This window comes from Variovorax davisae (assembly GCF_030316845.1).
GTDB lineage: Bacteria > Pseudomonadota > Gammaproteobacteria > Burkholderiales > Burkholderiaceae_C > Variovorax > Variovorax davisae.
Window position 1 is genome coordinate 302,462 of the sequence record NZ_JASZYS010000007.1, and the last position, 23,136, is coordinate 325,597.

The following is a 23,136-nucleotide window of genomic DNA, read 5'->3' on the forward strand; positions in this document are numbered from 1 at the left end:
GGAGCAATTGGATGTCTGACAAGCAATTCGACGTCGTCGTCATCGGCGGCGGCCCCGGCGGCTACGTGGCCGCGATCCGCGCGGCCCAACTGGGCTTCAATGTGGCCTGCATCGACGAGTGGAAGAACGCCAAGGGCGGTCCGGCCCTCGGCGGCACCTGCACCAACATCGGCTGCATCCCCTCGAAGGCGCTGCTGCAGTCGTCGGAGCACTACGAGCACGCCGGCCACAGCTTCGCCGACCACGGCATCAAGGTCGAAGGCCTGGGCCTCGACGTGGCGAAGATGCTGTCGCGCAAGGACACCGTCGTGAAGCAGAACAACGACGGCATCGTCTACCTGTTCAAGAAGAACAAGGTCGCGTTCTTCCATGGCCGCGGATCGTTCGTGAAGGCGAGCGACGCCGGCTACGAGATCAAGGTCTCGGGCGCTGCCGAAGAGAGCATCACGGGCAAGCAGATCATCATTGCGACGGGTTCCAATGCCCGTCCGCTGCCGGGTGCACCGTTCGACGAGGAGAACATCCTCTCGAACGACGGCGCGCTGCGCATCGGCGCGGTGCCGAAGAAGCTGGCGCTGATCGGCTCCGGCGTGATCGGTCTCGAGATGGGTTCGGTCTGGCGCCGCCTCGGCGCCGAAGTCACGGTGCTCGAAGCGCTGCCGACCTTCCTCGGCGCGGTCGACGAGCAGATCGCCAAGGAAGCGCTCAAGGCCTTCACCAAGCAGAACCTCAAGATCGAGCTCGGCGTCAAGGTCGGCGAGGTCAAGTCGGGCAAGAAGGGCGTCAGCATCGCCTACACCGACGCCAAGGGCGGCGCGCAGTCGCTCGAGGTCGACAAGCTGATCGTCTCGATCGGCCGCGTGCCCAACACCATCGGCCTCGACGCCGAGGCGGTGGGCCTGAAGCTCGACGAGCGCGGCGCCATCGAGGTCGACGAAGAGTGCCGCACCAGCCTGCCCGGCGTGTGGGCCATCGGCGACGTGGTGCGCGGCCCGATGCTGGCGCACAAGGCCGAGGAAGAGGGCGTGGCGGTGGCCGAGCGGATCGCCGGCCAGCATGGCCACGTCAACTTCAACACGATCCCGTGGGTGATCTACACCTCGCCCGAGATTGCCTGGGTCGGCCAGACCGAGCAGCAGCTCAAGGCCAGCGGCCGGGCCTACAAGGCCGGCACCTTCCCGTTCCTCGCGAACGGTCGGGCCCGTGCGCTGGGCGACACCACCGGCATGGTCAAGTTCCTGGCCGATGCCGCCACCGACGAGATCCTGGGCGTCCACATGGTCGGCCCGATGGTGAGCGAGCTGATCTCCGAAGCCGTGGTGGCGATGGAGTTCAAGGCCAGCGCCGAAGACATCGCGCGCATCTGCCACGCCCACCCGTCGCTGTCCGAGGCGACGAAGGAAGCGGCCCTTGCCGTCGACAAGCGCACGCTGAACTTCTGAGGTCGTGACTACCGTCAGGCAGGCGTACGACGCGGAGCTGGCGGCGCGGGGTTACCAAAGCGACCCCGCGCAGCTGCGCGCCGTGGAAGCCCTCGACCGCTGCGCGCGCGAATGGGGCGAGTACAAGGCGCAGCGCTCGAACGCCTTCAAGAAGCTGATCAACCGGCCGGAGATCCCGCGCGGGGTCTACATGTACGGCGGCGTCGGGCGCGGCAAGAGCTTTCTGATGGATTGCTTCTACAACGCGGTCCCGCTCAGGCGCAAGACGCGGCTGCACTTCCACGAGTTCATGCGCGAGGTGCACCGCGAGCTGGCCGAGCTGCAGGGCACGGTCAACCCGCTGGACGAGCTGGGCCTGCGGATTTCCAAGCGCTACAAGCTGATCTGCTTCGACGAGTTCCATGTCGCCGACATCACCGATGCGATGATCCTGCACCGGCTGCTGGCGGCGTTGTTCGAGAACGGCGTGGGCTTCGTCACCACCTCCAACTTCAAGCCGGACGACCTGTACCCGGGCGGCCTGCACCGCGACCGGATCCTGCCCGCGATCGCGCTGCTCAACCAGCGGCTGGAGGTGCTCAGCGTCGACAACGGCACCGACTACCGGCGCCGCACGCTGGAGCAGGTGCGGCTCTACCTGACGCCCAACGGCGCCGCGGCCGACAAGGAGATGCGCAAGGCCTTCGAGCGGCTGGCCGAGAGCGCCGACGAGAACCCGGTGCTGCACATCGAGTCGCGCGAGATCCATGCCCGGCGCAAGGCGGGGGGCGTGGTCTGGTTCGACTTCAAGACGCTGTGCGGCGGTCCGCGCTCGCAGAACGACTACCTCGAGATCGCGACCCAGTTCCACACGGTGCTGCTGTCCGACGTGCCGTACATGCCGGTGCGGATGGCCTCTGAAGCACGTCGTTTCACATGGCTGGTCGACGTGTTCTACGATCGGCGCGTGAAACTGATCATGTCCGCCGAGGTCCCGCCCGAGGCGTTGTATACCGAAGGGCCTCTGGCCCATGAATTTCCCCGCACGGTGTCGCGGCTCAACGAGATGCAGTCGACGGAGTTCCTGGCACTGGAGCGGCGCACCGTCGACACCCGCCTCACATGAAGAACATCGTCCTTGCCTTGCTGTTGGGTCTTGCCGCGGCGCCGCTGTGGGCGCAGTCCAGCGCCACCGCCGGCGGCGCCGACCTCGACGCCGAGCGCGCCCGCCTGGCCGGGGAGCGCACGGCGATCAGTGCCCGCTACGACGCCGACCGGGCCGCCTGCTACAAGAAGTTCGCGGTCGAGGGCTGCCTGCAGGAAAGCCGGCAGCGCCGCCGCCTGGCCACCGACGACGTCAAGCGCCAGGAAGCGGAGATCAACGACCTGGAGCGCAAGCGCCGTGGCGCGGCGGCCCTCGACAAGCTCGACGAAAAGGGCAGCGCCGCGCGCGCCAAGGAAGACGATGCGAAGCGCGAGCAGTCGCTGAAGTCGCAGCAGGATCGCGAGCAGCGCGCCGCCGACCATGCGGCCGGCCGCACCCAGGCGGCCATCGAGGCGGCCGAGAAGCAGCGCCAGTTCGACGACAAGCAGCGTGCCCATGCCGAGGAGCAGGCGAAGGCGGCGCGCCGCCGCGCCGAAGCGCCGGCCGCGCGCCAGGCCTACGACGACAAGATGCAGAAGGCCGAGCAGCACCGCGCGGACAACCAGAAGCGAAACGCCGACAAGACCAAGCCGCGTTCGGCCCCCTTGCCCGATCCGGGGACCTCGGCCGCCCCGGCCGCGACGCCTACTCGTCCTTAGGCAGGTCTTCGAGCTTCACGACGACGATCGAGATGTTGTCGCCGCCGCCGCGGGCACGCCGGCGGGCCTCGGCGACCAGCAGCTCGACGGCTTCGCGCGGCGGCTTCTCGGCCAGCAGTTCGCCCATCTCGATCGGGCTGAAGTAGTGCCACAGCCCGTCGCTGCAGGCCATCAGCACGTCGCCGGTCTTCAGGCGCGGGATCAGGTGGACGTCGACCGGGGGCGGGGTCGACTTCATGCCGAGGCAGCCGAGCAGGATGTTGCTCTGGGGATGGACGCTGGCCTCGTCCTCGTCGATCTCGCCGCGGTCCACCAGCACCTGCACGTAGGAGTGGTCCTTGGTGCGCTTGACCAGCCGGCCGTCGTGGAAGTGGTAGATGCGGGAGTCGCCGGCGTGGATCCAGGCGCAGTCGCCCTCCGGGTTCATGAGGAAGGCCGCCAGCGTGCTGTGCGGCTCCTGCTCGCTGGACACGGCCGTGAGCTTGATCACGGTGTGGGCGTCCTCGAGCAGCTGGCGCAGCATGCCGACCGGTTCGTCGCGCCCGGGCTTGTAGCGGGAGAACAGCTGGCGCGCGGTCAGCAGCACCTGGTCGGAGGCCTTGCGCCCGCCGCTGCGCCCGCCCATGCCGTCGGCCACGACCGCGAGCACGCAGCCCGGCACGCGGGGGTGGGTGTCGACCAGGACCTGGTCCTGCTGGTAGGGGCGGTCCCCCTTGTGGAGGCCGGTGGCGGCGGCGAGTCGAAAGCCTCGGGTCATGTGGCGCTGCTGCGCCGATGGCGCGGTTCTTGTTGTGAGGGTGCGAACGGGACGAAGACGTATTATCGAGCGAACCCACGCGCCGGCCGGACCGTCGCGGCTTCGCTTTTTTGACTGCGCGCCCTTGGACTCCAATCTTCACTCATTTTCCCGCCAGCTGATCGAGCTGCGGATCGAGCATGCCGACCTCGATGCCACCATCGACCGGCTGGGCGACGTCGTGCCGCAGGACGAGCTGCTGCTGCGGCGCCTGAAGAAGAGGCGCCTGGCCCTGCGCGACCAGATCGCGCGCCTGGTCGACCTGCTCGACCCCCAAGAGCCCGCCTGATGCCGCTCGAACAAGAAGTGCGCGAGGTCTTCGCGCAGGGCGGGGTGCTCTCGCATGCCGCCGACCAGTTCCGGGAGCGCGAAGGCCAGACCCAGATGGCGCTGGCCGTGGCGCGCACCATCGAGCACGGCGGCGTGCTGGTGGTCGAGGCCGGCACCGGCGTCGGCAAGACCTTTTCATACCTGGTGCCGGCGCTGCTGAGCGGCGAGCGGGTGCTGCTGTCGACCGCCACCAAGACGCTGCAGGACCAGCTCTTCGGCCGCGATCTGCCGCGGCTGGTCACGGCGCTGGGCCTGCCGGTGCGCACCGCGCTGCTCAAGGGCCGGGCCAGCTACCTCTGCCTGCACCGGCTCGACCTCGCGCGCCACGACGCCTCGCTGCCGGAGCGCGGCTCGCTGCGCACGCTGGCCAAGATCGAGCAGTGGTCCAAGGCCACCCGCACCGGGGACCTGGCGGAGCTGCCGGGGCTCGACGAGCGCTCGCCGCTGATCCCGCTGGTCACCTCGACGCGCGACAACTGCCTCGGTGCGCAGTGTCCGCAGTTCAAGCCCTGCCATGTCAACCTGGCGCGGCGCGAGGCGATGGCGGCCGACGTGGTGGTCATCAACCACCATCTGTTCTTCGCCGATCTGGCGGTGCGTGAATCGGGCATGGCCGAACTGCTGCCCAGCGTGCGCGTGGTGGTGTTCGACGAGGCACACCAGCTCAACGAAACCGGCGTGCAGTTCCTCGGCGTCCAGCTCGGCACCGGGCAGGCGCTCGATTTCGCCCGCGACATGCTGGCCGCCGGGCTGCAGCAGGCGCGCGGCCTGGTCGACTGGCAGCAACTGGTGGCGGCGGTCGAGCGCGGCGCCCGCGACCTGCGGCTGGCGGTCGGCAAGCAGTGGCCCGGCGCCAAGCTGCGCTGGGCCGGCGCTGCGCCGGAAGGCATTTCCGCGCCGGCCTGGCAGGAGGCGCTGGGCGCCTTGCAGCAGGCCTTCGCCGACGCGGCGCGGGGCCTGGACACGGTCAGCGAGCTGGCGCCCGATTTCGTCCGGCTGCACGATCGGGCGCAGCAGCTCGCGCAGCGCGCCGAGCGCTTCGCCGAGGACTGCGCGCCCGGATCGGTGCGCTGGGTCGACGTCGGTACGCAGCTGCGGCTGGTCGAATCGCCGCTCGACATCGCCGAGGCGGTGCGGTCCCGCGTGCTCAAGACCCGTGCGGCCGACGCCGACGAGGCCGAGGACGACGACGACGCCCAAGGGCGGGCCTGGGTGTTCACCTCGGCGACCCTGGGCGACGACCCGAGGCTGCGCTGGTTCACCGAACCCTGCGGCCTGGAGGACGCCGAGGTGCTCCGGGTCCAGAGTCCCTTCGACTATGCCAGCCAGGCTGCGCTGTTCGTGCCGCGTGCCTTTCCGAAACCGAACGATCCGGCCCACAGCCAGCAGGTGGCGCTGCTGGCGGCACGCGGCGCCGCGGCCCTGGGCGGACGCACGCTGGTTCTCACGACCACACTGCGCGCGCTGCGCACCATCGGCGACGCGATGAAGGCGCAGTTCGAGCGCCTCGAGGCCGGGCAGCGGCCCGAGGTGCTGGTGCAGGGCGAGCTACCCAAGCGGGTGCTGATGGACCGCTTCCGCGAAGGGGCCAGCGAGGGGCGCGCGGGCTGCGTGCTGGTCGCGTCGGCCTCGTTCTGGGAGGGCTTCGATGCGCCGGGCGATGCGCTGCAGCTGGTGGTGATCGACAAGCTGCCGTTCCCGCCGCCCAACGACCCGCTGGTCGAGGCGCGCTCGCAGCGGCTCGAATCACAGGGTCGCAGCGCCTTCGGGGAGTATTCGTTGCCGGAGGCCGCGGTGTCGCTCAAGCAGGGCGCCGGGCGCCTGATACGGCGCGAATCCGACCAGGGCGTGCTGGTGATCTGCGACACCCGCCTGGTCGCGATGGGCTACGGCAAGCGCCTGCTGGCCGCGCTGCCGCCGATGCGCAGAATCGAGGGCGAGGCCGAACTCGACGCCGAGCTCGCCGCGCTCAGGAAATGACGAGCAGGTAGCCGGCCTACCAGAGCTTCCACCAGGGATCGTCCTTGGACCGGAAGCCGCGCGAGAGGTATTCGCTCTGCGGGTAGTTCTTGGTCAGGACGCGCTGGGCGTCGTCGCGCAGGTCGTTCATGCCGAGCTTGTCGTAGGACAGGTACATGATGTACAGGGCCTCTTCGAGCGCCGGCACCTCGCGGTAGTCGGCCAGCGCCAGCTGGGCGCGGTTGATCGCCGCCAGGTAGGCGCCGCGGGTGTAGTAGTAGCGCGCCACGTGCACTTCGTACTGCGCCAGCGAATTGACGATGTAGTTCATGCGCTGCCGCGCGTCGGGCGTGTAGCGCGACTCGGGGAAGCGGGTGATCAGCTCCTTGAACGACTCGAAGGATTCCTTGGCCGCCTTCTGGTCGCGCTCGGACAGGTCCTGGCGGGTCATCCACGAGAACAGCCCGAGGTCGTCGTTGAAGTTGATCACGCCCTTGAGGTAGAGCGCGTAGTCGATCGCCGGGCTGGCCGGGTGCAGCTTCATGAAGCGGTCGAGGGTGGCGATCGCCGGCACCTTGTCGCCGGACTTCCATTGGGCGTAGGCCTTGTCGAGCTGGGCCTGCTGCGCGAGCGGCGTGCCGGCGGCGCGGCCTTCGAGCTTCTCGAACAGCGGAACGGCCTTGTCGTAGGCGCCGGAGCTCGATTCATCCTTGGCTTCGGAGTAGATCCGGTTGGGGCTCCAGTTCGCGGTCTTGTCGGCTTCGGTCGTCGAGCAGCCGGCCACCAGCCACGCTGCGGCGCACAGGGCCAGCCAGCCGGGGACGACCGATAATTTGGCGCGAAACATCAGATAAGGCTTTCGTGAAACAGTTGCCCTCGATTATATCGACCGACCCCCTGGCGGACGCCCCGGAGGCGGGCGACCACGACGAGGGCGTGGAGCTCTCCGCCGCCAGCGAAGTGCGCGCCTTCGTGATCGGCGCCGCCGAGCATGGCCTGCGCCTCGACCGCGCGCTCGCGGCGCTGGTGCCGGAGTTCTCCCGCAGCTACCTGCAGCAGCTGATCGAGGCCGGCATGGTCGAGCTTCAGGGCCGGGTGCTGACCAAGACCTCGGCGACCGTCCATGCCGGCGAGGCCGGGCAGATCGAGCTGCGGCCGACGCCGCAGAGCCAGGCCTTCAAGGCCGAGCCCATGGACCTGGCCGTGCTGTACGAGGACGATCACCTGCGCATCGTCGACAAGCCGGTCGGCCTGGTGGTCCATCCGGCGCCGGGCCACTGGAGCGGCACGCTGCTCAACGGCCTGCTGGCGCTCGATCCCCGGGCGGCGCTGCTGCCGCGCGCCGGCATCGTGCACCGGCTCGACCGCGACACCAGCGGCCTCATGGTGGTGGCGCGCAGCCGCCAGGCGATGGACGCGCTGGTGGCGTCGATCGCGGCGCGCGACGTCAAGCGCCAGTACCTGGCGCTCGCCCACCGCAGCTGGCAGGGGGCCCGCGCGCGCCATGTCGACGCCCCGATCGGGCGCGATCCGCGCAACCGGCTGCGCATGGCCGTGGTCGATCTCGAGCGCCACTCGGGCAAGACGGCCCGCACGCTGGTCGAACTGCTCGACGGCAACGAGCAGGGCTGCGCGGTGCGCTGCACGCTCGAAACCGGCCGCACCCACCAGATCCGGGTCCACATGGCGTCGATCGGTCATCCGCTGGTGGGCGACGCGCTCTACGGCGGTGCGCCCGCGGCCGGCCTGACGCGGCAGGCGCTGCATGCCTTCAGGCTCGAATTCGCGCATCCGGTCACGCGCGCGCCGATGGCGTTTCGCTCGCCGCCGCCGCCGGACCTGCTTCAGGGTTTCTCCGAGTGGGGGCTGGATTACAATCGCGCCTGACGGTCCCGAGGGCCGCGCCGGCCGCCTGATTGCCGGCTTTGCGTTGCTTTTCGCCGCGTGCCGGCAGCGCCTCCTTCCATCCTTCTGAACTAGCGTCCTCGAGACGCCTTTTCCTGGATAACGCGAACCATGAATACGGCGGATGCCAAGCGCATTCTCGAAACCGCCTTGATCTGTTCGACCCAGCCGTTGCCGGTGCGCGAACTGCGCGTGCTGTTCGACGACGAACTGGGCGCCGACACGATCAAGTCGCTGTTGCTTGAACTGCAGGAAGACTGGTCGCAGCGCGGCCTGGAGCTCGTGAGCGTGGGCAGCGGCTGGCGCTTCCAGAGCCGGCCCGAACTGCGCGACCACCTCGATCGGCTGCACCCCGAGAAGCCGCCGCGCTACACCCGGGCGGTGCTCGAGACGCTGGCCATCATTGCCTACCGGCAACCGGTCACGCGGGGCGACATGGAGGACATCCGGGGCGTCACGATCAACTCGCTGATCCTGAAGCAGCTCGAGGACCGCAACTGGGTCGAGGTGATCGGCCATCGCGAAACCGTCGGCCGGCCCGCGCTCTATGCGACCACGCGCCAGTTCCTCGACGACCTGGGCCTGGCCTCGCTGGACCAGTTGCCGCTGATCGAGACGCCGGCCCAGCAGGGCGCGCTGATCGACGCGCTCGGCCAGGCAGCCGGCGGCGACGACCAGCCGGCGCTGCCGATCGAGGACCTGCCGGCGGAAACGCTGCTCCTGGCCGAGGTCGACATCGAGGCCGAAGCCGTCGCCGCGGCGGCCCCCGAGCCGGCCGAACCCCCCATTCCCTCGCCCGTCGACGCCGAAGCGGCGCCCGACGAGGCCGACACCACCGCCGCCCCTTCCGGAACCCGACCATGAGCCCCATTGATCCTGATGATGCAGCCGCGCTGCCGGCCGACGCCGCTTCCGACGTGCCCGCGGTCGAGACGCCCGTAGCGGCCGCCGAAGGCGAAGCCGCGCCGCGCAAGCGCCGCCCCCGCAAGCCCAAGGCGGCCGTCGCGCAGCCGGTCGAGGCTCCCGCTGCCGACGCGGGCGCGGTCGAAGCGGCCGCACCGGCCGAGGCGATCGCGGCGCCGGAGCCCGTCGCCGAAGAGGTGCCGCCGCCTGCGCCGACGCCCGCACCGAGCATCGCCGCTGCTGCCCAGGACGAAGCGGACGAAGAGGAAGACGAGGAAGAGCCGGACGAGGAAGAAGACGACCTCGACCGCGCCCGCCGCGCCGCCGAGCGCGAGCAGCGCAACGCGCCGCCGCCCGAGCCGATCCGCTTCGCCGACGTGATCTCCGGCCAGTTCGACGCCGACGAGGAAAGCCCCGAGGTGCCGCCGCTCAAGCGCGTGCTGCTGCCCGAGGCCGATTCGCCCAAGCTCCACAAGGTGCTGGCGCAGGCCGGCCTGGGTTCGCGGCTCGAAATGGAGCAGCTGATCCTCCAGGGCCGGATCTCGGTCAACAACGAGCCGGCCCATATCGGCCAGCGCATCCAGTACGGCGACCAGGTCAAGATCAACGGCAAGCCGATCCGCTACCGGATCGCGCCGCCGCCGGCGCGCGTCATCGCCTATCACAAGCCGGTCGGCGAGGTCGTCACGCACGACGATCCGCAGAATCGCCCGACCGTGTTCCGCAAGCTGCCGCGCCTGCAGCAGGGCAAGTGGCAGTCGGTCGGCCGGCTCGACCTGAACACCGAAGGCCTGCTGCTGTTCACCAGCTCGGGCGAACTGGCCAACCAGCTGATGCATCCGCGCTTCGGCCTGGAGCGCGAATACGCCGTGCGGGTGCTCGGCGCCCTCAGTGCCGAGGAGAAGAAGCGCCTGCTCGAAGGCGTGCGGCTGGACGACGGCATGGCCCAGTTCGGCACCATCGAGGAGGGCGGCGGCGAAGGCTCCAACTGCTGGTACCGCGTGACCATCTCCGAGGGCCGCAACCGCGAGGTGCGGCGCCTGTTCGAGTCGGTCGGCCACGCCGTCAGCCGGCTGATCCGCATCCGCTACGGCGCCATGGTGCTGCCGCGCGGGCTCAAGCGCGGCGCCTGGATGGAGCTCGACGAGCGCGACATCCAGGCCCTGTTCCAGGCCGCCGGCGGTGGCGGCGAGCGGGCCCCGCGGCAAGGCGCCGGGCCCAAGGGCCAGGGGCCGGGCCAGGACAACGGCGGGCGCAACCGCAATCGCAAGCGCCGGGGCAACCGCAACGGCGGCGCGCAGGGCGAGGCCCGCGAGTCGATCCCGAATCCGCTGGCCCACGGCCCGGGCGCGCGCCCGGACCGCGGCGGCGGCAAGGGCCCGCCCCAGGGGCGCCGCGGCAACCGTGGCGACCGGCCGCCAGGGCAGGGGCCCGGCCCCGGTCCGCAGGGTCGCAACCGCCAGGGCGACGACCGCGCCCCCGGAGGCGCCAACCAGCCTGATCCGATGAAGACCTCGCTCGGCTACATCGGCACCGACAGCTTCTCGCGCCAGCGCAAGGAGCAGCGCCAGGGCCCGCGTCGGGGTGGACCCGGCGGCGGCGGTGGCGGCGGCGGAAACTTCGGCGGCGGTGGTGGCGGTCGACGCCGCGGCCGCTGAATTCGGCAAGCCGGCGCGGCCTTTCGCTCGCCTGCGGCGAGGGAATGCTCCCGCGCCGGTTAAAATCAGAGGCTTTGTCAAGGCTTGCAACCCGCATGTTGCGGCCGTGACGGAACTCATTCAGATTCAAGCTCTCAAGAAAGCACTTCCATGGCCATCGAACGCACCCTCTCCATCATCAAGCCCGACGCCGTCGCCAAGAACGTCATCGGCAAGATCGTCTCCCGCTTCGAGGCCGCCGGCCTCAAGATCGTGGCAGCCAAGCTGATCCACCTGTCGCGCAGCGAAGCCGAGCAGTTCTACGCGGTCCACAAGGAGCGTCCCTTCTTCAAGGACCTGGTCGAGTTCATGATTTCCGGCCCGGTGTTCGTGCAGGCGCTCGAAGGCGAGAACGCGATCGCCAAGAACCGCGACCTGATGGGCGCCACCGACCCCAAGAAGGCCGCCCCCGGCACCATCCGCGCCGACTTCGCCGACAGCATCGATGCCAACGCGGTGCACGGTTCCGACGCGCCCGAAACGGCCCAGGTCGAGATCGCCTTCTTCTTCGCCGGCCTCAACGTCTACGCCCGCTGAGGGCGAGCCCGCCTGACGCAATGACCACGGCCAACCTGCTCGACTTCGATCTGGAGGGATTGGCCGCGTTCTGCGAACGGCTGGGGGAAAAGCGTTTCCGCGCGACGCAGCTGTTCCGCTGGGTCCACCAGCGGGGCGCCAGCGATTTCGCGCTGATGACCGACCTGGCCAAGTCGCTGCGCGAGAAGCTCGCGACCACCGCGCGGGTCGAGGCGCTGCCCGTCATCACGCAGCACGAATCCGCCGACGGCACCATCAAGTGGCTGTTCGACGTCGGCGATGGCAACGCGGTCGAGGCCGTGTTCATTCCCGAGGACGATCGCGGCACGCTGTGCGTGTCGTCGCAGGCCGGCTGCGCCGTCGGCTGCCGCTTCTGCTCGACCGGGCACCAGGGCTTCAGCCGCAACCTGACCACCGGCGAGATCACGGCCCAGCTGTGGTTCGCCGAGCACTTCCTGCGCAAGCACCTGGGCCGCGCCGAGCGCGTCATCTCCAACGTCGTGATGATGGGCATGGGCGAGCCGCTGCAGAACTATGCGGCGCTGGTGCCGGCGCTGCGCACGATGCTCGACGACAACGCCTATGGCCTGTCGCGGCGCCGCGTGACGGTCTCGACCTCGGGCGTGGTGCCGATGATCGACCGGCTCGGCGGCGACTGCCCGGTGGCGCTCGCGGTGTCGCTGCATGCGCCCAACGACGCGCTGCGCGACGACCTCGTGCCGCTGAACCGCAAATACCCGATCGCCGAACTGATCGAGGCCTGCAAGCGCTACCTCGCGCATGCCCCGCGCGACTTCATCACTTTCGAATACTGCATGCTCGACGGCGTCAACGACCAGCCCGAGCATGCGCGCCAGCTGCTGGAGCTCGTGCGTTCGTCCGGCGTGTCCTGCAAGTTCAACCTGATTCCCTTCAATCCCTTCCCGGCCTCGGGCCTGCTGCGCTCGCCGCAGCCCCGGGTCCTGGCCTTCGCCAAGGTGCTGAGCGAGGCGGGCATCGTGACCACGGTGCGCAAGACGCGCGGCGACGACATCGATGCCGCCTGCGGGCAGCTCGCCGGCGACGTGAAAGACCGCACCCATGCGGCCGAACGGATGGCGCAGCGGCGCACCGTGATCCTGCACCCGGCCTCCCGCCAGGCCGCCACCCCCACTGCCGAGGAGCAATGATCCGATGAGCAAGGCGTTTCCGAATGCACGCACGCTGCTGCAGGTGTCCTGTGGCGTCGCTGCAGCCTGGCTGCTGGCAGGCTGCGTCAACACCAGGAATGGCGTGCTGCAGACTTCCCCCGGCAGGGACGCGGCCATCGTGACCGACTCCGACGAGACCAATGGCCGCAAGCGCGCCAAGCTGCGCACCGAGCTGGCCGTCGGCTACTTCCAGGCCGGGCAGACCACGGTGGCGCTCGACGAGATCAAGCAGGCCCTGGCGGCGGATCCGAGCTTCCCGGATGCCTACAACCTGCGCGGCCTGGTCTACATGCGGCTCGACGACCCGGCCCAGGCCGAAGACAGCTTCCGCCGCGCCATCGCGCTCGATCCGCGCGAGCCCAACGTGCTGCACAACTACGGCTGGCTGCTGTGCCAGCAGAACCGCTTTGCCGACGCGCAGCAGCAGTTCTCGGCTGCGCTCGCCATCGCCAGCTACACCGACCGCGCCAAGACGCTGATGACCCAGGGCGTCTGCCAGCTCAAGGCCGGACAGAAGCCGGAAGCCGAGCGCAGCCTGATGCAGGCCTACGAGATCGATGCCGGCAATCCGGTGATCGGCTACAACCTGGCCTCGATCCTGGCCCAGCGCAACGACTGGCAGCGGGCCCAGTTCTACATCCGCCGCGTCAACAACAGCCCGTCGGCCAGCGCCGAGTCGCTGTGGCTCGGCATCAAGATCGAACGTCAACTCGGCAACCGCGAAGCGGTCGCGCGCTTGGCGGACCAATTGCAACGGCGCTTCCCCCAGTCGCGGGAGGCGATCGCGTACGAGCGCGGAAATTTCAATGATTGAGCGAGCGAGTGAATTCGGGGCTTCGGCCGCGGTGCCCCTGGTCGGTGGCGACAGCACGAACATGTCGGCCGGCGACATGCTGCGCGAGGCGCGCGAGGCGCACGGCCTGCACATCGACATGGTCGCCGCGGCGCTCAAGGTGTCGCCGCAGAAGCTGGCCGCGCTCGAGGCCGACGACATCGAGGCCCTGCCCGACGCCGTGTTCGCGCGCGCGCTGGCGGCCAGCGTCTGCCGGGCGCTGCGGATCGATCCGCAGCCGGTGCTGGCGAAGCTGCCCGGTGCCCAGCGGCCCGGATTGGCGGATGCCGACCGCACCATCAGCAGGAGCCTGAAATCGGCGGCGCCGCGATCGGGCTCCGGTGCCAGCGGCCTGCCGTCGCGGGCGCTGCTGATCGTGGTCGTGCTGCTGCTGGTCGGCGCCGCCGTATTGTTCTGGCTGCCGCAGTCGGCCTTCGACCGGGTCGGTGCGGTGTTCTCGGGCCTGGGTTCGCACAGCGACACGACGGCCGCCGGCGGCGCGCCGGCAGCGGCGGCCGTGGAGCCGACGGCGCCGAGTGCGCCCCCGGTGCTGCCGCCGCCCGCCGACACCGCGCCGGTCGAAGCGCAGGCGGCCGCCGAGCCGCCGGCCGCGGCCGCAAGCAACGACCTGATCGTCTTCGTCGCCCGCGAGGAATCGTGGATCACCGTGACCGAGGCGGGCGGCAAGCAATTGATCCGCCGCACGGTCAAGCCCGGTGAAACCGTCGGCCTGACCGGCGCCCTCCCGCTGTCGGTCGTGATCGGCCGGGCCTCGGCGGTCGACGTGCGCGTGCGCGGCAAGGCCTTTGACCTCACGCCGCTCGCGCGTTCCGGCGGCGTGGCACGCTTCGAAGTCAAACCCTGATCGAGCCCGCCATGACCGATGCCCAGAACCCCCTCGGCTGCCTGCCGATCGAACCCGCCGCGCCCCGGCCGCGCCGCTCGCGCCAGGCCCGCGTGGTCTGGGGGCCGCGCACCGTGACCGTCGGCGGCGATGCGCCGGTGCGCGTGCAGTCGATGACCAACACCGACACGGTCGACGCCATCGGCACCGCGATCCAGGTCAAGGAGCTGGCGATCGCCGGCTCCGAGATGGTCCGCATCACGGTCAACACGCCCGAGGCCGCCGCGCAGGTGCCCTACATCCGCGAGCAGCTCGACCGCATGGGCATCGACGTGCCGCTGATCGGCGACTTCCACTACAACGGCCACCGCCTGCTGACCGACTATCCGGCCTGCGCCGAGGCGCTCAGCAAGTACCGCATCAACCCGGGCAACGTGGGCAAGGGCGACAAGAAGGACCGGCAGTTCGGCCAGATGATCGATGCCGCGATGCGCTGGAACAAGCCGGTGCGCATCGGCGTCAACTGGGGCAGCCTCGACCAGGAGCTGCTGGCCAGCCTGATGGACGTCAACAACGCGCGCCCCGAACCCTGGGACGCCAAGTCGGTCATGTACGAGGCGCTGGTCACCTCGGCCATCGATTCCGCCAAGCTCGCCGAGTCGATGGGCATGGACGGCAGCCAGATCATCCTGAGCTGCAAGGTGAGCGGCGTGCAGGACCTGATCTCGGTCTACCGCGAGCTCGCCCGGCGCTGCGACTACACGCTGCACCTGGGCCTGACCGAAGCCGGCATGGGCACCAAGGGCACGGTGGCTTCGGCCACCGCGCTGTCGATCCTGCTGCAGGAGGGCATCGGCGACACGATCCGTGTCTCGCTGACCCCCCAGCCCGGCGAATCGCGCACGCAAGAGGTGCTGATCGCCAACGAGATCCTGCAGGCGCTGGGCCTGCGGGTGTTCGTGCCCAGCGTCACGGCCTGCCCGGGATGCGGACGCACGACCAGCACCACCTTCCAGGAACTCGCCAAGCAGATCGACGACTACCTGCGCATGCAGATGCCGGTCTGGCGCAACAAGTACCCGGGCGTCGAGACCCTGAAGGTGGCCGTCATGGGCTGCATCGTCAACGGCCCGGGCGAGAGCAAGCACGCCGACATCGGCATCAGCCTGCCCGGCACCGGCGAGGCGCCGGCGGCGCCGGTCTTCATCGACGGCGAGAAGGCGCTCACCTTGCGCGGCGACAACATCGCCACCGAGTTCCACCAGCTGGTCGAAACCTACATTCAAAAACGCTTCGGCAGCGCAGTGGCTGCCGACATCGTCTGAACCCCCTCCATGGCTGAAAAAATCAGTGCCGTCAAAGGCATGAACGACATATTGCCGCCCGATTCGGCGCGCTGGGAATGGCTCGAAGCCATCGTGCGGGACCTGATGGGCCGCTATGCGTACCGCAACATCCGCACGCCGATCCTCGAGCAGACGGCCTTGTTCGTGCGCGGCATCGGCGAGGTCACCGACATCGTCGAGAAGGAGATGTACTCGTTCGAGGACAAGCTCAACGGCGAGGCCCTGACCCTGCGGCCCGAGAACACCGCCAGCGTGGTGCGTGCCGTGACCGAACATTCGCTGCTGTACGACGGCGGCAAGCGGCTCTGGTACATGGGTCCGATGTTCCGCCACGAGCGGCCGCAGCGCGGGCGCTACCGGCAGTTCCACCAGATCGGTGCCGAGGCCCTGGGCTTCGCCGGTCCGGACGTCGACGCCGAGCTGATCCTGCTGGCCAGCGCGCTCTGGAAGGCCCTGGGCCTCACCGACGTCCGGCTCGAGCTCAACAGCCTGGGGCAGCCGGCCGAGCGGGCGCTGCATCGCACGCAGCTGATCGCCCATTTCGAGCAGCACGCCGACAAGCTCGACGAAGACGGCAAGCGCCGCCTGCACAGCAATCCGCTGCGCATCCTCGACACCAAGAACCCGGCCATGAAGGAAGTCGTGGAGTCGGCGCCCCGGCTCATGGACTTCCTGGGCGAGGCCTCGCTCGCGCACTTCGACGGCCTGCGCGCGATCCTCGACGCCAACGGCATCGGCTACACCATCAATCCGCGCCTGGTGCGCGGGCTCGACTACTACAACCTCAGCGTGTTCGAGTTCGTGACCGACCGCCTCGGCGCACAGGGCACCGTCTGCGCCGGCGGCCGCTACGACGACCTGATCGTGCAGATTGGCGGCAAGGCGGCGCCGGCGGTCGGCTGGGCACTGGGCGTCGAACGCGTGCTCGAGCTGGTGAAGGAGCAGGGCACGCCGATCCCGCTGCCGGTCCCCGACGTCTACGCGGTCGTGCCCGACGCCGCCGCCATGCCGGTGGCGCTGCGCACCCTGCAGCAGCTGCGCGATGCCGGCCTGCGGGCCCAGATGCACGCGGCCACGGCCGACGGCCTCGGCAGCTTCAAGTCGCAGTTCAAGAAGGCCGACGCCAGCGGCGCGGCGCATGCGCTGGTCTTCGGCGCCGACGAGCTCGCCCGCGGCGAGGTCACGGTCAAGTCGCTGCGCGACGGCAGCGGTGCCCAGACCACCCGGGCGCTGGCCGACCTGGCGGCCTGGGCCGCCACCCTACAATCCTCGGCTCCCAACAACTGACAGCGCATGGCCACCCATCTCGACCTCGAAGAACAGGAACAGCTCGACCAGCTCAAGCATTTCTGGAACACCTACGGCACCCTGATCACCTGGGTCGTGCTGCTCGCGGCCGGCGCCTTCGTGGCCTGGAACGGCTGGCAGTACTTCCAGCGCAACAAGGCGGCCCAGGCGTCCGCCCTCTATGACGAGATCGAGCGCAGCGCGCAGGCCGGCGACGCCGCCCGCATCGAACGCGCGCTGTCCGACATGAAGGACAAGTTCGCGGGCACCGCCTACGCCCAGCAGGCCGGCCTGCTGGCGGCGCGGGCGCTCCACGACAAGGGCAATGCCGAGGCGTCGCGGGCGGCGCTGGCCTGGGTCTCGGAGCACGCGGTCGATCCGGGCTACCAGGCGGTCGCCAAGCTGCGACTGGCGGGCGAGCTGCTCGAAGCCAAGCAGTACGACGAGGCCCTGAAGGCGCTCGCCGGCGAGGTGCCGAAGGAATTCGAAGCGCTGGCCGCCGATCGCAAGGGCGACATCTACCTCACCCAGGGCAAGCGCGAGGAGGCCAAGGCCGAGTACCTCAAGGCCCTGGCCGCCTTCGAACCGGGCGCCGACTATCGCCGCCTGGTCGAGATCAAGCTCAACGCCGTCGGCGTCGACCCGAAGAGCCTGGCTCCGGCGGCCGCCGGCGCCGCATCCCCAGCCAAGACCACACCATGAATTCGAAGCGTTACCTGACCTGGGCACCCGCCGCCTTGCGCATCGGGGCGGCCTGCGCATTGATCGCAACGCTGGCAGCCTGTTCCGGCACGGCACGGCCGAAGCCCGCCGAACTGCCGCCCAGTGTGGCGCTGATGGGCATCAAGCAGGCCTGGACCCTCAAGATCCCGAAGGTCGAGTTCCCGCTGGCGACGGTGGTCAACGGCGACCAGATCGCGGTCGCCGGCGCCGACGGCACCGTGGTGGTGATCGACGCCCGCGCCGGCACCGAGGTCTGGCGCGCGAGCGTCGGCGCGCCGCTGGCGGCCGGGGTCGGCAGCGACGGCCGCCTGGTGGCGGTGGTCACGGCCAACAGCGAACTGGTGGCCCTGGAAGCCGGCAAGGTGCTCTGGAAGGAGCGCCTCACGGCCCAGGCCTACACGCCGCCGCTGGTGGCCGGCCGCCGCATCTTCGTGCAGGCCGCGGACCGCACGACCAGCGCCTGGGACGGCCAGAGCGGCCGCCGCCTCTGGTCGCAGCAGCGCACCGCCGAGAACCTGGTGCTGAAGAAGCCCGGCGTGCTGCTGGCGGTGGGCGACACCCTGATCGCCGGCGTCGGCGGCCGGCTGGTGGGCATCAATCCGGCCAACGGCTCGTCGCGCTGGGAGTCGCCGATCGCCGCGCCGCGCGGCACCAACGACGTCGAGCGCCTGGTCGACCTGACCGGCGCCGTGAGCCGGCAGGGCGACGTGGTCTGCGCGCGGGCCTATTTCGCCAGCGTCGGCTGCGTCGACACGGCGCGCGGCGCCTTGCTGTGGACCAAGCCGGCCGTCGGTGCCGACGGCGTCGGCGGCGACGACCGCTACATCTTCGGTGCCGAGGACAGCGGCGCCGTGGTAGCCTGGCGCCGCAGCGACGGCGAGCGGGCCTGGCAGCAGGCCGACCTGCTCAAGTACCGCATCCTGACGGCGCCGCTCGCGGTCGGACGCTCGGTGATCGTCGGCGACACCACCGGCCTGGTGCATGTGCTGTCGCGCGACGACGGCAAGCCGCTCAACCGGCTCAATCCGGATGGCTCGGCCATCGCAGCGACACCGGTCCTGGCCGGCAACACGGTCGTGGTCGTCACCCGCAATGGCGGCGTGTTCGGCTATCGGCCCGAATAATCAAGTGAAAGGACGCCTTCCATGAAGCCGGTCATCGCACTGGTCGGGCGTCCCAACGTCGGGAAGTCGACCCTCTTCAACCGCCTGACGCAGACGCGCGACGCCATCGTCGCCGACTTCGCGGGCCTCACGCGCGACCGCCACTACGGCAACGGCCGCCTGGGCAAGCACGAGTTCATCGTCATCGACACCGGCGGCTTCGAGCCCGATGCCGGCAGCGGCATCTTCAAGGAGATGGCCAAGCAGACCCGCCAGGCGGTGGCGGAGGCCGACGTCGTGATCTTCGTGGTCGACGCGCGGGAAGGGCTGTCGGCCCAGGACCACGACATCGCCAACGAACTGCGCCGGCTGGGCAAGCCCTGCGTGCTGGTGGCCAACAAGGCCGAGGGCATGCACGACGGCACCAAGCTGGTCGATTTCTACGAACTCGGCTTCGGCGAGGTGCATGGCATCTCGGCGGCCCATGGCCAGGGCATCCGCGACCTGGTCGAACTCGCGCTCGAACCGCTGGCGCTGCCCGAGCCCGAGGAAGAGGGCGAGGAAGACCCCAACAAGCCGATCAAGCTGGCCGTCGCGGGCCGCCCGAACGTCGGCAAGTCGACCCTGATCAACACCTGGCTGGGCGAGGAGCGCCTGGTCGCCTTCGACCTCCCGGGCACGACGCGCGATGCGATCTCGGTGCCCTTCGAGCGCAACGGCCAGCGCTTCGAGCTGATCGATACCGCCGGACTGCGCCGCAAGGGCAAGGTCTTCGAGGCGATCGAGAAATTCTCGGTGGTCAAGACGCTGCAGGCGATCGAATCGGCCAACGTGGTGCTGCTGCTGCTCGACGCCACCCAGGGCGTGACCGACCAGGACGCCCACATTGCCGGCTACATCCTCGAGAGCGGCCGGGCGGTGGTGATCGCGATCAACAAGTGGGACGCGGTCGACAGCTACCAGCGCGAGCAGATCCAGCGCCAGATCGAGACCCGGCTGCCGTTCCTCAAGTTCGCCTCGCTGCACTTCATCTCGGCCATCAAGCGCCAGGGCCTGGGGCCGGTGTGGCAGTCGATCGTGCAGGCCCACAAGTCGGCCACCCGCAAGATGTCGACGCCGGTCCTGACGCGGCTGCTGCTCGAGGCGGTGCAGTTCCAGGCGCCGAAGCGCTCGGGCATGTTCCGCCCGAAGATGCGCTATGCGCACCAGGGCGGCATGAACCCGCCGATCATCATCATCCATGGCAATTCGCTGGAGCACGTCACGGAGGCGTACAAGCGCTTTCTGGAAGGGCGTTTCCGCAAGGAATTCGACCTGGTCGGCACGCCGCTGCGAATCCAGCTCAAGACCTCCAGCAATCCCTACGCCGACAAGGACGATTGAGCCTGCCGCCGGCCACCGTTGGCGGGCGACTTGGCCGCCATTGGGCACCGATGAGAGGCGTCGAGCGCGGAAGTTCCGCCTTTCGGTGCCGTTATTTTTGGAAGGCCATTGGGGCTTATATGCTGCGGCGCGGAATCGCTGTGTTAAGGTGACCGCTCCAACAACAACTCTTGAACACGGAGAATATCGTGAGCAATAAAGGGCAGCTTCTTCAAGACCCCTTCCTGAACACCTTGCGTCGCGAGCACGTGCCGGTTTCGATTTACCTGGTCAACGGCATCAAGCTGCAAGGCCAGATCGAGTCGTTCGACCAGTACGTCGTGTTGCTTCGCAATACGGTGACCCAGATGGTCTACAAGCACGCCATCTCCACCATCGTGCCGGGTCGGGCCGTCAACTTCTCGGCTGCCGAGAACGACGACACCGCCGCCTGATCGGCGCGAGGCGCGGCGGTTCGTCCGCCGCGCTTTTTCATATCTGAATCCGCTTGTCTGAACTGATTCCCCGGATAGAAGGCGCCGTCGTTTTGGTCGGCGTGGATTTCGGGCTGCCCCATTTCGACGGCGAACTCGAGGAACTCGGCCTGCTCGCGCAGACCGCAGGCCTGCAGCCGGTCGCTCGCCTCGCGTGCAAGCGCAAGGCCCCCGATGCCGCGCTGTTCGTCGGCAGCGGCAAGGCCGACGAAATCCGCGAACTGGCCGAACTGCATCGCGCCAGCGAGGTGGTCTTCGACCAGTCGCTGAGCCCGGCGCAGCAGCGCAACCTCGAACGCCAGCTCGGCATCGCCGTCTACGACCGCACCTTCCTGATCCTCGAGATCTTTGCCCAGCGTGCCCGTTCGCACGAAGGCAAGCTGCAGGTCGAACTCGCGCGCCTGCAATACCTGAGCACGCGGCTGGTGCGCCGCTGGTCCCACCTGGAGCGCCAGACCGGCGGTGCCGGCGTGCGCGGCGGCCCGGGCGAAAAGCAGATCGAACTCGACCGCCGGATGATCAGCGAGTCGATCAAGCGCACCCGCGAGCGCCTGGCCAAGGTGCAGCGCCAGCGCGGCACCCAGCGCCGGCAGCGCGAGCGGCGCGACACCTTCAACATCTCGCTGGTGGGCTACACCAACGCCGGCAAGTCCTCGCTCTTCAATGCGCTGGTCAAGGCCCGCGCCTATGCGGCCGACCAGCTGTTCGCCACGCTCGACACCACCACCCGGCAGCTCTACCTCGGCGACGCCCGCCGCAAGGTCTCGATCTCCGACACCGTGGGATTCATCCGCGACCTGCCGCACGGGCTGATCGACGCCTTCAAGGCGACGCTGCAGGAGGCCGTCGATGCCGACCTGCTGCTGCACGTGGTGGACGCCTCGAACCCGCACCACCCCGAGCAGATGGCCGAGGTCCAGGCGGTGCTCAAGGAGATCGATGCCGACGTCGTGCCGCAGCTCCTGGTGTTCAACAAGCTGGACGCCCTTGAAAGCGCGCAGCAGCCCCTGCATCTCGAGGACGAGATCGAAGTCGACGGCCTGCTGGTGACCCGCATCTTCCTGAGCGCCCATACCGGGGAGGGGCTGCCGGCGCTGCGGGCCGAACTGGCGCAGCGATCGCATTCGGTCCCCGACGACATGCCCCTAGAGGGCGGGGCCGAATTGCACGAGGCCACCGATTGAGATTGTGCACAATCCCACTTCACTGACCAAAGAACAGACTCGAATGAATTCAAAGCCAGTGTGGAGACGGTTCCCGGCCATGTTCAATCTGAACGACGGCCGCTGGGGCCGGGGTGACGACGCCTCGTCCAACGGCGATCGTCCGACGGCCAACCGGCCCGAAGGCGAGCCGCCGTCGCCGCCTCCCGGCAACAACAACAACCGGCCGCGGGGCCAGGGCCCGAACCAGGGGCCGCCCGACCTCGACGAACTCTGGCGCGACTTCAACCGCAAGCTCGGCGGCCTGTTCGGCGGCGGGCGCGGCGGCGACAACCGGCCGCCGGGCGGCAACGGCGGCGGCATGCGGCCCGACATGAAGAACGCGGGCTTCGGCCTCGGCCTGATCGCGGTGGTCGCGGTCCTGATCTGGCTCGGCACCGGCTTCTTCATCGTCAACGAAGGCCAGCAGGCCGTGATCACCCAGTTCGGCCGCTACAAGGCGACCGTGGGCGCCGGCTTCAACTGGCGGCTGCCGTACCCGATCCAGCGCCACGAGATCGTCGTCACTTCGCAGATCCGCTCGGTCGACGTCGGCCGCGACACCATCGTGCGCTCGACCGGCCTGCGCGAGTCGGCCATGCTGACCGAGGACGAGAACATCGTCGAGATCAAGTTCGCGGTGCAGTACCGCCTGAACGACGCCCGCGCCTTCCTGTTCGAGAGCAAGGCGCCCGCCGACACGGTGGTGCAGGTGGCCGAGACCGCGGTGCGCGAAGTGGTCGGCAAGATGCGCATGGACGCCGCGCTGGCCGACGAGCGCGACCAGATCGCGCCGCGGGTGCGCAACCTGATGCAGACCATCCTCGACCGGTACAACCTCGGCGTCGAGGTCGTGGCGATCAACCTGCAGCAGGGCGGCGTGCGCCCGCCCGAGCAGGTGCAGGCGTCCTTCGACGACGTGCTCAAGGCCGGCCAGGAGCGCGAGCGCGCCAAGAACGAGGCCCAGGCCTACGCCAACGACGTGGTGCCCCGCGCCACCGGTACCGGCTCGCGCCTGAAGGAAGAGTCCGAAGCCTACAAGGCGCGGATCGTCGCCCAGGCGCAGGGCGATGCCCAGCGCTTCAGCTCGGTGCTGTCCGAATACCAGAAGGCGCCGCAGGTGACGCGCGACCGCATGTACCTCGACGCCATGCAGCAGATCTACAGCAGCACCAGCAAGATCCTGGTCGACTCCAAGCAGAACTCCAACCTGCTCTACCTGCCGCTCGACAAGCTGATGCAGCAGACCGCGGCCAATGCCGCCGGCACGCCGTCGGATGCCGCGAGCCCCAACGTCGCCGGCACCGCCGCGCCGCAATCCTCGGTGATTCCGGTCGCCCCGTCCGCCGGCGATGCCCGGGCCCGCGACGGCCGTTCACGCGACCGCGACGTGCGCTGAGGA

General features: G+C 69.4%; 22 protein-coding genes. 20 read left to right on the forward strand and 2 right to left on the reverse strand.

Annotation, left to right across the window (positions count from 1 at the left end):
• The first annotated feature begins 11 nt into the window (after positions 1 to 11).
• The 3 genes from lpdA to QTI33_RS18445 are packed head-to-tail and all read left to right on the forward strand — an operon-like array spanning position 12 to position 3,224.
• Positions 12 to 1,442 carry a dihydrolipoyl dehydrogenase gene (gene lpdA / locus QTI33_RS18435; protein ID WP_286507638.1) on the forward strand — a complete coding sequence of 477 codons (1,431 nt, stop codon included), beginning with the start codon at positions 12 to 14 and terminating at the stop codon, positions 1,440 to 1,442.
• A gap of 4 nt (positions 1,443 to 1,446) precedes the next feature.
• Complete coding sequence (zapE, locus tag QTI33_RS18440; RefSeq protein ID WP_286507640.1) at positions 1,447 to 2,547, forward strand: cell division protein ZapE; 1,101 nt, start codon at positions 1,447 to 1,449, stop codon at positions 2,545 to 2,547.
• Complete coding sequence (locus QTI33_RS18445; protein ID WP_286507642.1) at positions 2,544 to 3,224, forward strand: hypothetical protein; 681 nt, start codon at positions 2,544 to 2,546, stop codon at positions 3,222 to 3,224. Before zapE ends, QTI33_RS18445 begins: the two co-directional genes overlap by 4 nt.
• On the opposite strand, the gene QTI33_RS18450 is transcribed toward QTI33_RS18445, so the two are convergent.
• Positions 3,211 to 3,981, reverse strand: a complete 771-nt coding sequence (locus tag QTI33_RS18450; protein WP_286507644.1) for a PP2C family protein-serine/threonine phosphatase — start codon at positions 3,979 to 3,981, stop codon at positions 3,211 to 3,213. The genes QTI33_RS18445 and QTI33_RS18450 overlap by 14 nt on opposite strands.
• A gap of 124 nt (positions 3,982 to 4,105) precedes the next feature.
• Between QTI33_RS18450 and QTI33_RS18455 the strand changes: the two genes are divergently transcribed.
• Together QTI33_RS18455 and yoaA are read left to right on the forward strand one after the other, a co-directional pair.
• Entirely contained in the window at positions 4,106 to 4,309 is a 204-nt protein-coding gene (locus tag QTI33_RS18455; protein WP_286368180.1) for a DUF465 domain-containing protein, read from the forward strand.
• Complete coding sequence (gene yoaA / locus QTI33_RS18460; protein WP_286507645.1) at positions 4,309 to 6,330, forward strand: DNA repair helicase YoaA; 2,022 nt, start codon at positions 4,309 to 4,311, stop codon at positions 6,328 to 6,330. Before QTI33_RS18455 ends, yoaA begins: the two co-directional genes overlap by 1 nt.
• A 16-nt stretch (positions 6,331 to 6,346) precedes the next feature.
• On the opposite strand, the gene QTI33_RS18465 is transcribed toward yoaA, so the two are convergent.
• Positions 6,347 to 7,156, reverse strand: a complete 810-nt coding sequence (locus QTI33_RS18465) for an outer membrane protein assembly factor BamD (protein ID WP_286507646.1) — start codon at positions 7,154 to 7,156, stop codon at positions 6,347 to 6,349.
• Between the two features lie 14 nt (positions 7,157 to 7,170).
• Here QTI33_RS18465 and QTI33_RS18470 point away from each other — a divergent pair, with 14 nt between their 5' ends.
• The 15 genes from QTI33_RS18470 to hflK all read left to right on the forward strand — a co-directional run bounded on the left by QTI33_RS18470 (position 7,171) and on the right by hflK (position 23,133).
• Entirely contained in the window at positions 7,171 to 8,196 is a 1,026-nt protein-coding gene (locus QTI33_RS18470) for an RluA family pseudouridine synthase (RefSeq protein ID WP_444814857.1), read from the forward strand.
• Positions 8,197 to 8,325: 129 nt separating this feature from the next.
• Complete coding sequence (gene scpB / locus QTI33_RS18475) at positions 8,326 to 9,078, forward strand: SMC-Scp complex subunit ScpB (RefSeq protein WP_286507647.1); 753 nt, start codon at positions 8,326 to 8,328, stop codon at positions 9,076 to 9,078.
• Positions 9,075 to 10,775 (forward strand): pseudouridine synthase, encoded by a 1,701-nt coding sequence (locus QTI33_RS18480; RefSeq protein ID WP_286507648.1) that lies wholly within the window; start codon positions 9,075 to 9,077, stop codon positions 10,773 to 10,775. Before scpB ends, QTI33_RS18480 begins: the two co-directional genes overlap by 4 nt.
• A gap of 150 nt (positions 10,776 to 10,925) precedes the next feature.
• Positions 10,926 to 11,351, forward strand: a complete 426-nt coding sequence (gene ndk / locus QTI33_RS18485) for a nucleoside-diphosphate kinase (protein WP_286507649.1) — start codon at positions 10,926 to 10,928, stop codon at positions 11,349 to 11,351.
• A gap of 20 nt (positions 11,352 to 11,371) precedes the next feature.
• Complete coding sequence (gene rlmN / locus QTI33_RS18490) at positions 11,372 to 12,520, forward strand: dual-specificity RNA methyltransferase RlmN (protein ID WP_286507651.1); 1,149 nt, start codon at positions 11,372 to 11,374, stop codon at positions 12,518 to 12,520.
• Between the two features lie 4 nt (positions 12,521 to 12,524).
• Positions 12,525 to 13,355: a type IV pilus biogenesis/stability protein PilW gene (gene pilW, locus QTI33_RS18495; protein WP_286507652.1), complete on the forward strand. Its 831-nt coding sequence runs from the start codon at positions 12,525 to 12,527 to the stop codon at positions 13,353 to 13,355.
• Positions 13,348 to 14,238 (forward strand): helix-turn-helix domain-containing protein, encoded by an 891-nt coding sequence (locus tag QTI33_RS18500; RefSeq protein ID WP_286507654.1) that lies wholly within the window; start codon positions 13,348 to 13,350, stop codon positions 14,236 to 14,238. Before pilW ends, QTI33_RS18500 begins: the two co-directional genes overlap by 8 nt.
• 11 nt (positions 14,239 to 14,249) lie before the next feature.
• Entirely contained in the window at positions 14,250 to 15,542 is a 1,293-nt protein-coding gene (ispG, locus tag QTI33_RS18505; protein WP_286507656.1) for a flavodoxin-dependent (E)-4-hydroxy-3-methylbut-2-enyl-diphosphate synthase, read from the forward strand.
• A 9-nt stretch (positions 15,543 to 15,551) separates the two neighbouring features.
• Complete coding sequence (gene hisS, locus QTI33_RS18510) at positions 15,552 to 16,850, forward strand: histidine--tRNA ligase (RefSeq protein ID WP_286507658.1); 1,299 nt, start codon at positions 15,552 to 15,554, stop codon at positions 16,848 to 16,850.
• Positions 16,851 to 16,856: 6 nt separating this feature from the next.
• On the forward strand, positions 16,857 to 17,552 hold the full coding sequence (locus QTI33_RS18515) for a YfgM family protein (RefSeq protein ID WP_286507659.1): 696 nt from the start codon (positions 16,857 to 16,859) through the stop codon (positions 17,550 to 17,552).
• Positions 17,549 to 18,697 carry an outer membrane protein assembly factor BamB gene (gene bamB, locus QTI33_RS18520; protein ID WP_286507661.1) on the forward strand — a complete coding sequence of 383 codons (1,149 nt, stop codon included), beginning with the start codon at positions 17,549 to 17,551 and terminating at the stop codon, positions 18,695 to 18,697. The genes QTI33_RS18515 and bamB overlap by 4 nt, the downstream gene beginning before the upstream one ends.
• A gap of 21 nt (positions 18,698 to 18,718) precedes the next feature.
• Positions 18,719 to 20,059, forward strand: coding sequence for a ribosome biogenesis GTPase Der (gene der, locus QTI33_RS18525; protein WP_286507662.1), 1,341 nt, complete (start codon positions 18,719 to 18,721; stop codon positions 20,057 to 20,059).
• A 188-nt stretch (positions 20,060 to 20,247) separates the two neighbouring features.
• Positions 20,248 to 20,493 carry an RNA chaperone Hfq gene (gene hfq / locus QTI33_RS18530; protein ID WP_093123058.1) on the forward strand — a complete coding sequence of 82 codons (246 nt, stop codon included), beginning with the start codon at positions 20,248 to 20,250 and terminating at the stop codon, positions 20,491 to 20,493.
• A gap of 53 nt (positions 20,494 to 20,546) precedes the next feature.
• A complete protein-coding gene (gene hflX, locus QTI33_RS18535) occupies positions 20,547 to 21,716 on the forward strand; it encodes a GTPase HflX (protein ID WP_286507663.1) in 1,170 nt (389 codons plus the stop codon).
• A 79-nt stretch (positions 21,717 to 21,795) separates the two neighbouring features.
• On the forward strand, positions 21,796 to 23,133 hold the full coding sequence (hflK, locus tag QTI33_RS18540; RefSeq protein WP_286507665.1) for an FtsH protease activity modulator HflK: 1,338 nt from the start codon (positions 21,796 to 21,798) through the stop codon (positions 23,131 to 23,133).
• Positions 23,134 to 23,136: the final 3 nt, after the last annotated feature.

Bases quoted from the DNA above. Each gene is read 5' to 3' on its own strand.
- lpdA (WP_286507638.1), top strand. From the start codon at position 12: ATGTCTGACAAGCAATTCGACGTCGTCGTCATCGGCGGCGGCCCCGGC.
- QTI33_RS18445 (WP_286507642.1), top strand. From the start codon at position 2,544: ATGAAGAACATCGTCCTTGCCTTGCTGTTGGGTCTTGCCGCGGCGCCG.
- QTI33_RS18450 (WP_286507644.1), bottom strand. From the start codon at position 3,981: ATGACCCGAGGCTTTCGACTCGCCGCCGCCACCGGCCTCCACAAGGGG.
- yoaA (WP_286507645.1), top strand. From the start codon at position 4,309: ATGCCGCTCGAACAAGAAGTGCGCGAGGTCTTCGCGCAGGGCGGGGTG.
- QTI33_RS18465 (WP_286507646.1), bottom strand. From the start codon at position 7,156: ATGTTTCGCGCCAAATTATCGGTCGTCCCCGGCTGGCTGGCCCTGTGC.
- scpB (WP_286507647.1), top strand. From the start codon at position 8,326: ATGAATACGGCGGATGCCAAGCGCATTCTCGAAACCGCCTTGATCTGT.
- QTI33_RS18480 (WP_286507648.1), top strand. From the start codon at position 9,075: ATGAGCCCCATTGATCCTGATGATGCAGCCGCGCTGCCGGCCGACGCC.
- ndk (WP_286507649.1), top strand. From the start codon at position 10,926: ATGGCCATCGAACGCACCCTCTCCATCATCAAGCCCGACGCCGTCGCC.
- rlmN (WP_286507651.1), top strand. From the start codon at position 11,372: ATGACCACGGCCAACCTGCTCGACTTCGATCTGGAGGGATTGGCCGCG.
- pilW (WP_286507652.1), top strand. From the start codon at position 12,525: ATGAGCAAGGCGTTTCCGAATGCACGCACGCTGCTGCAGGTGTCCTGT.
- QTI33_RS18500 (WP_286507654.1), top strand. From the start codon at position 13,348: ATGATTGAGCGAGCGAGTGAATTCGGGGCTTCGGCCGCGGTGCCCCTG.
- ispG (WP_286507656.1), top strand. From the start codon at position 14,250: ATGACCGATGCCCAGAACCCCCTCGGCTGCCTGCCGATCGAACCCGCC.
- hisS (WP_286507658.1), top strand. From the start codon at position 15,552: ATGGCTGAAAAAATCAGTGCCGTCAAAGGCATGAACGACATATTGCCG.
- QTI33_RS18515 (WP_286507659.1), top strand. From the start codon at position 16,857: ATGGCCACCCATCTCGACCTCGAAGAACAGGAACAGCTCGACCAGCTC.
- bamB (WP_286507661.1), top strand. From the start codon at position 17,549: ATGAATTCGAAGCGTTACCTGACCTGGGCACCCGCCGCCTTGCGCATC.
- der (WP_286507662.1), top strand. From the start codon at position 18,719: ATGAAGCCGGTCATCGCACTGGTCGGGCGTCCCAACGTCGGGAAGTCG.
- hflK (WP_286507665.1), top strand. From the start codon at position 21,796: ATGTTCAATCTGAACGACGGCCGCTGGGGCCGGGGTGACGACGCCTCG.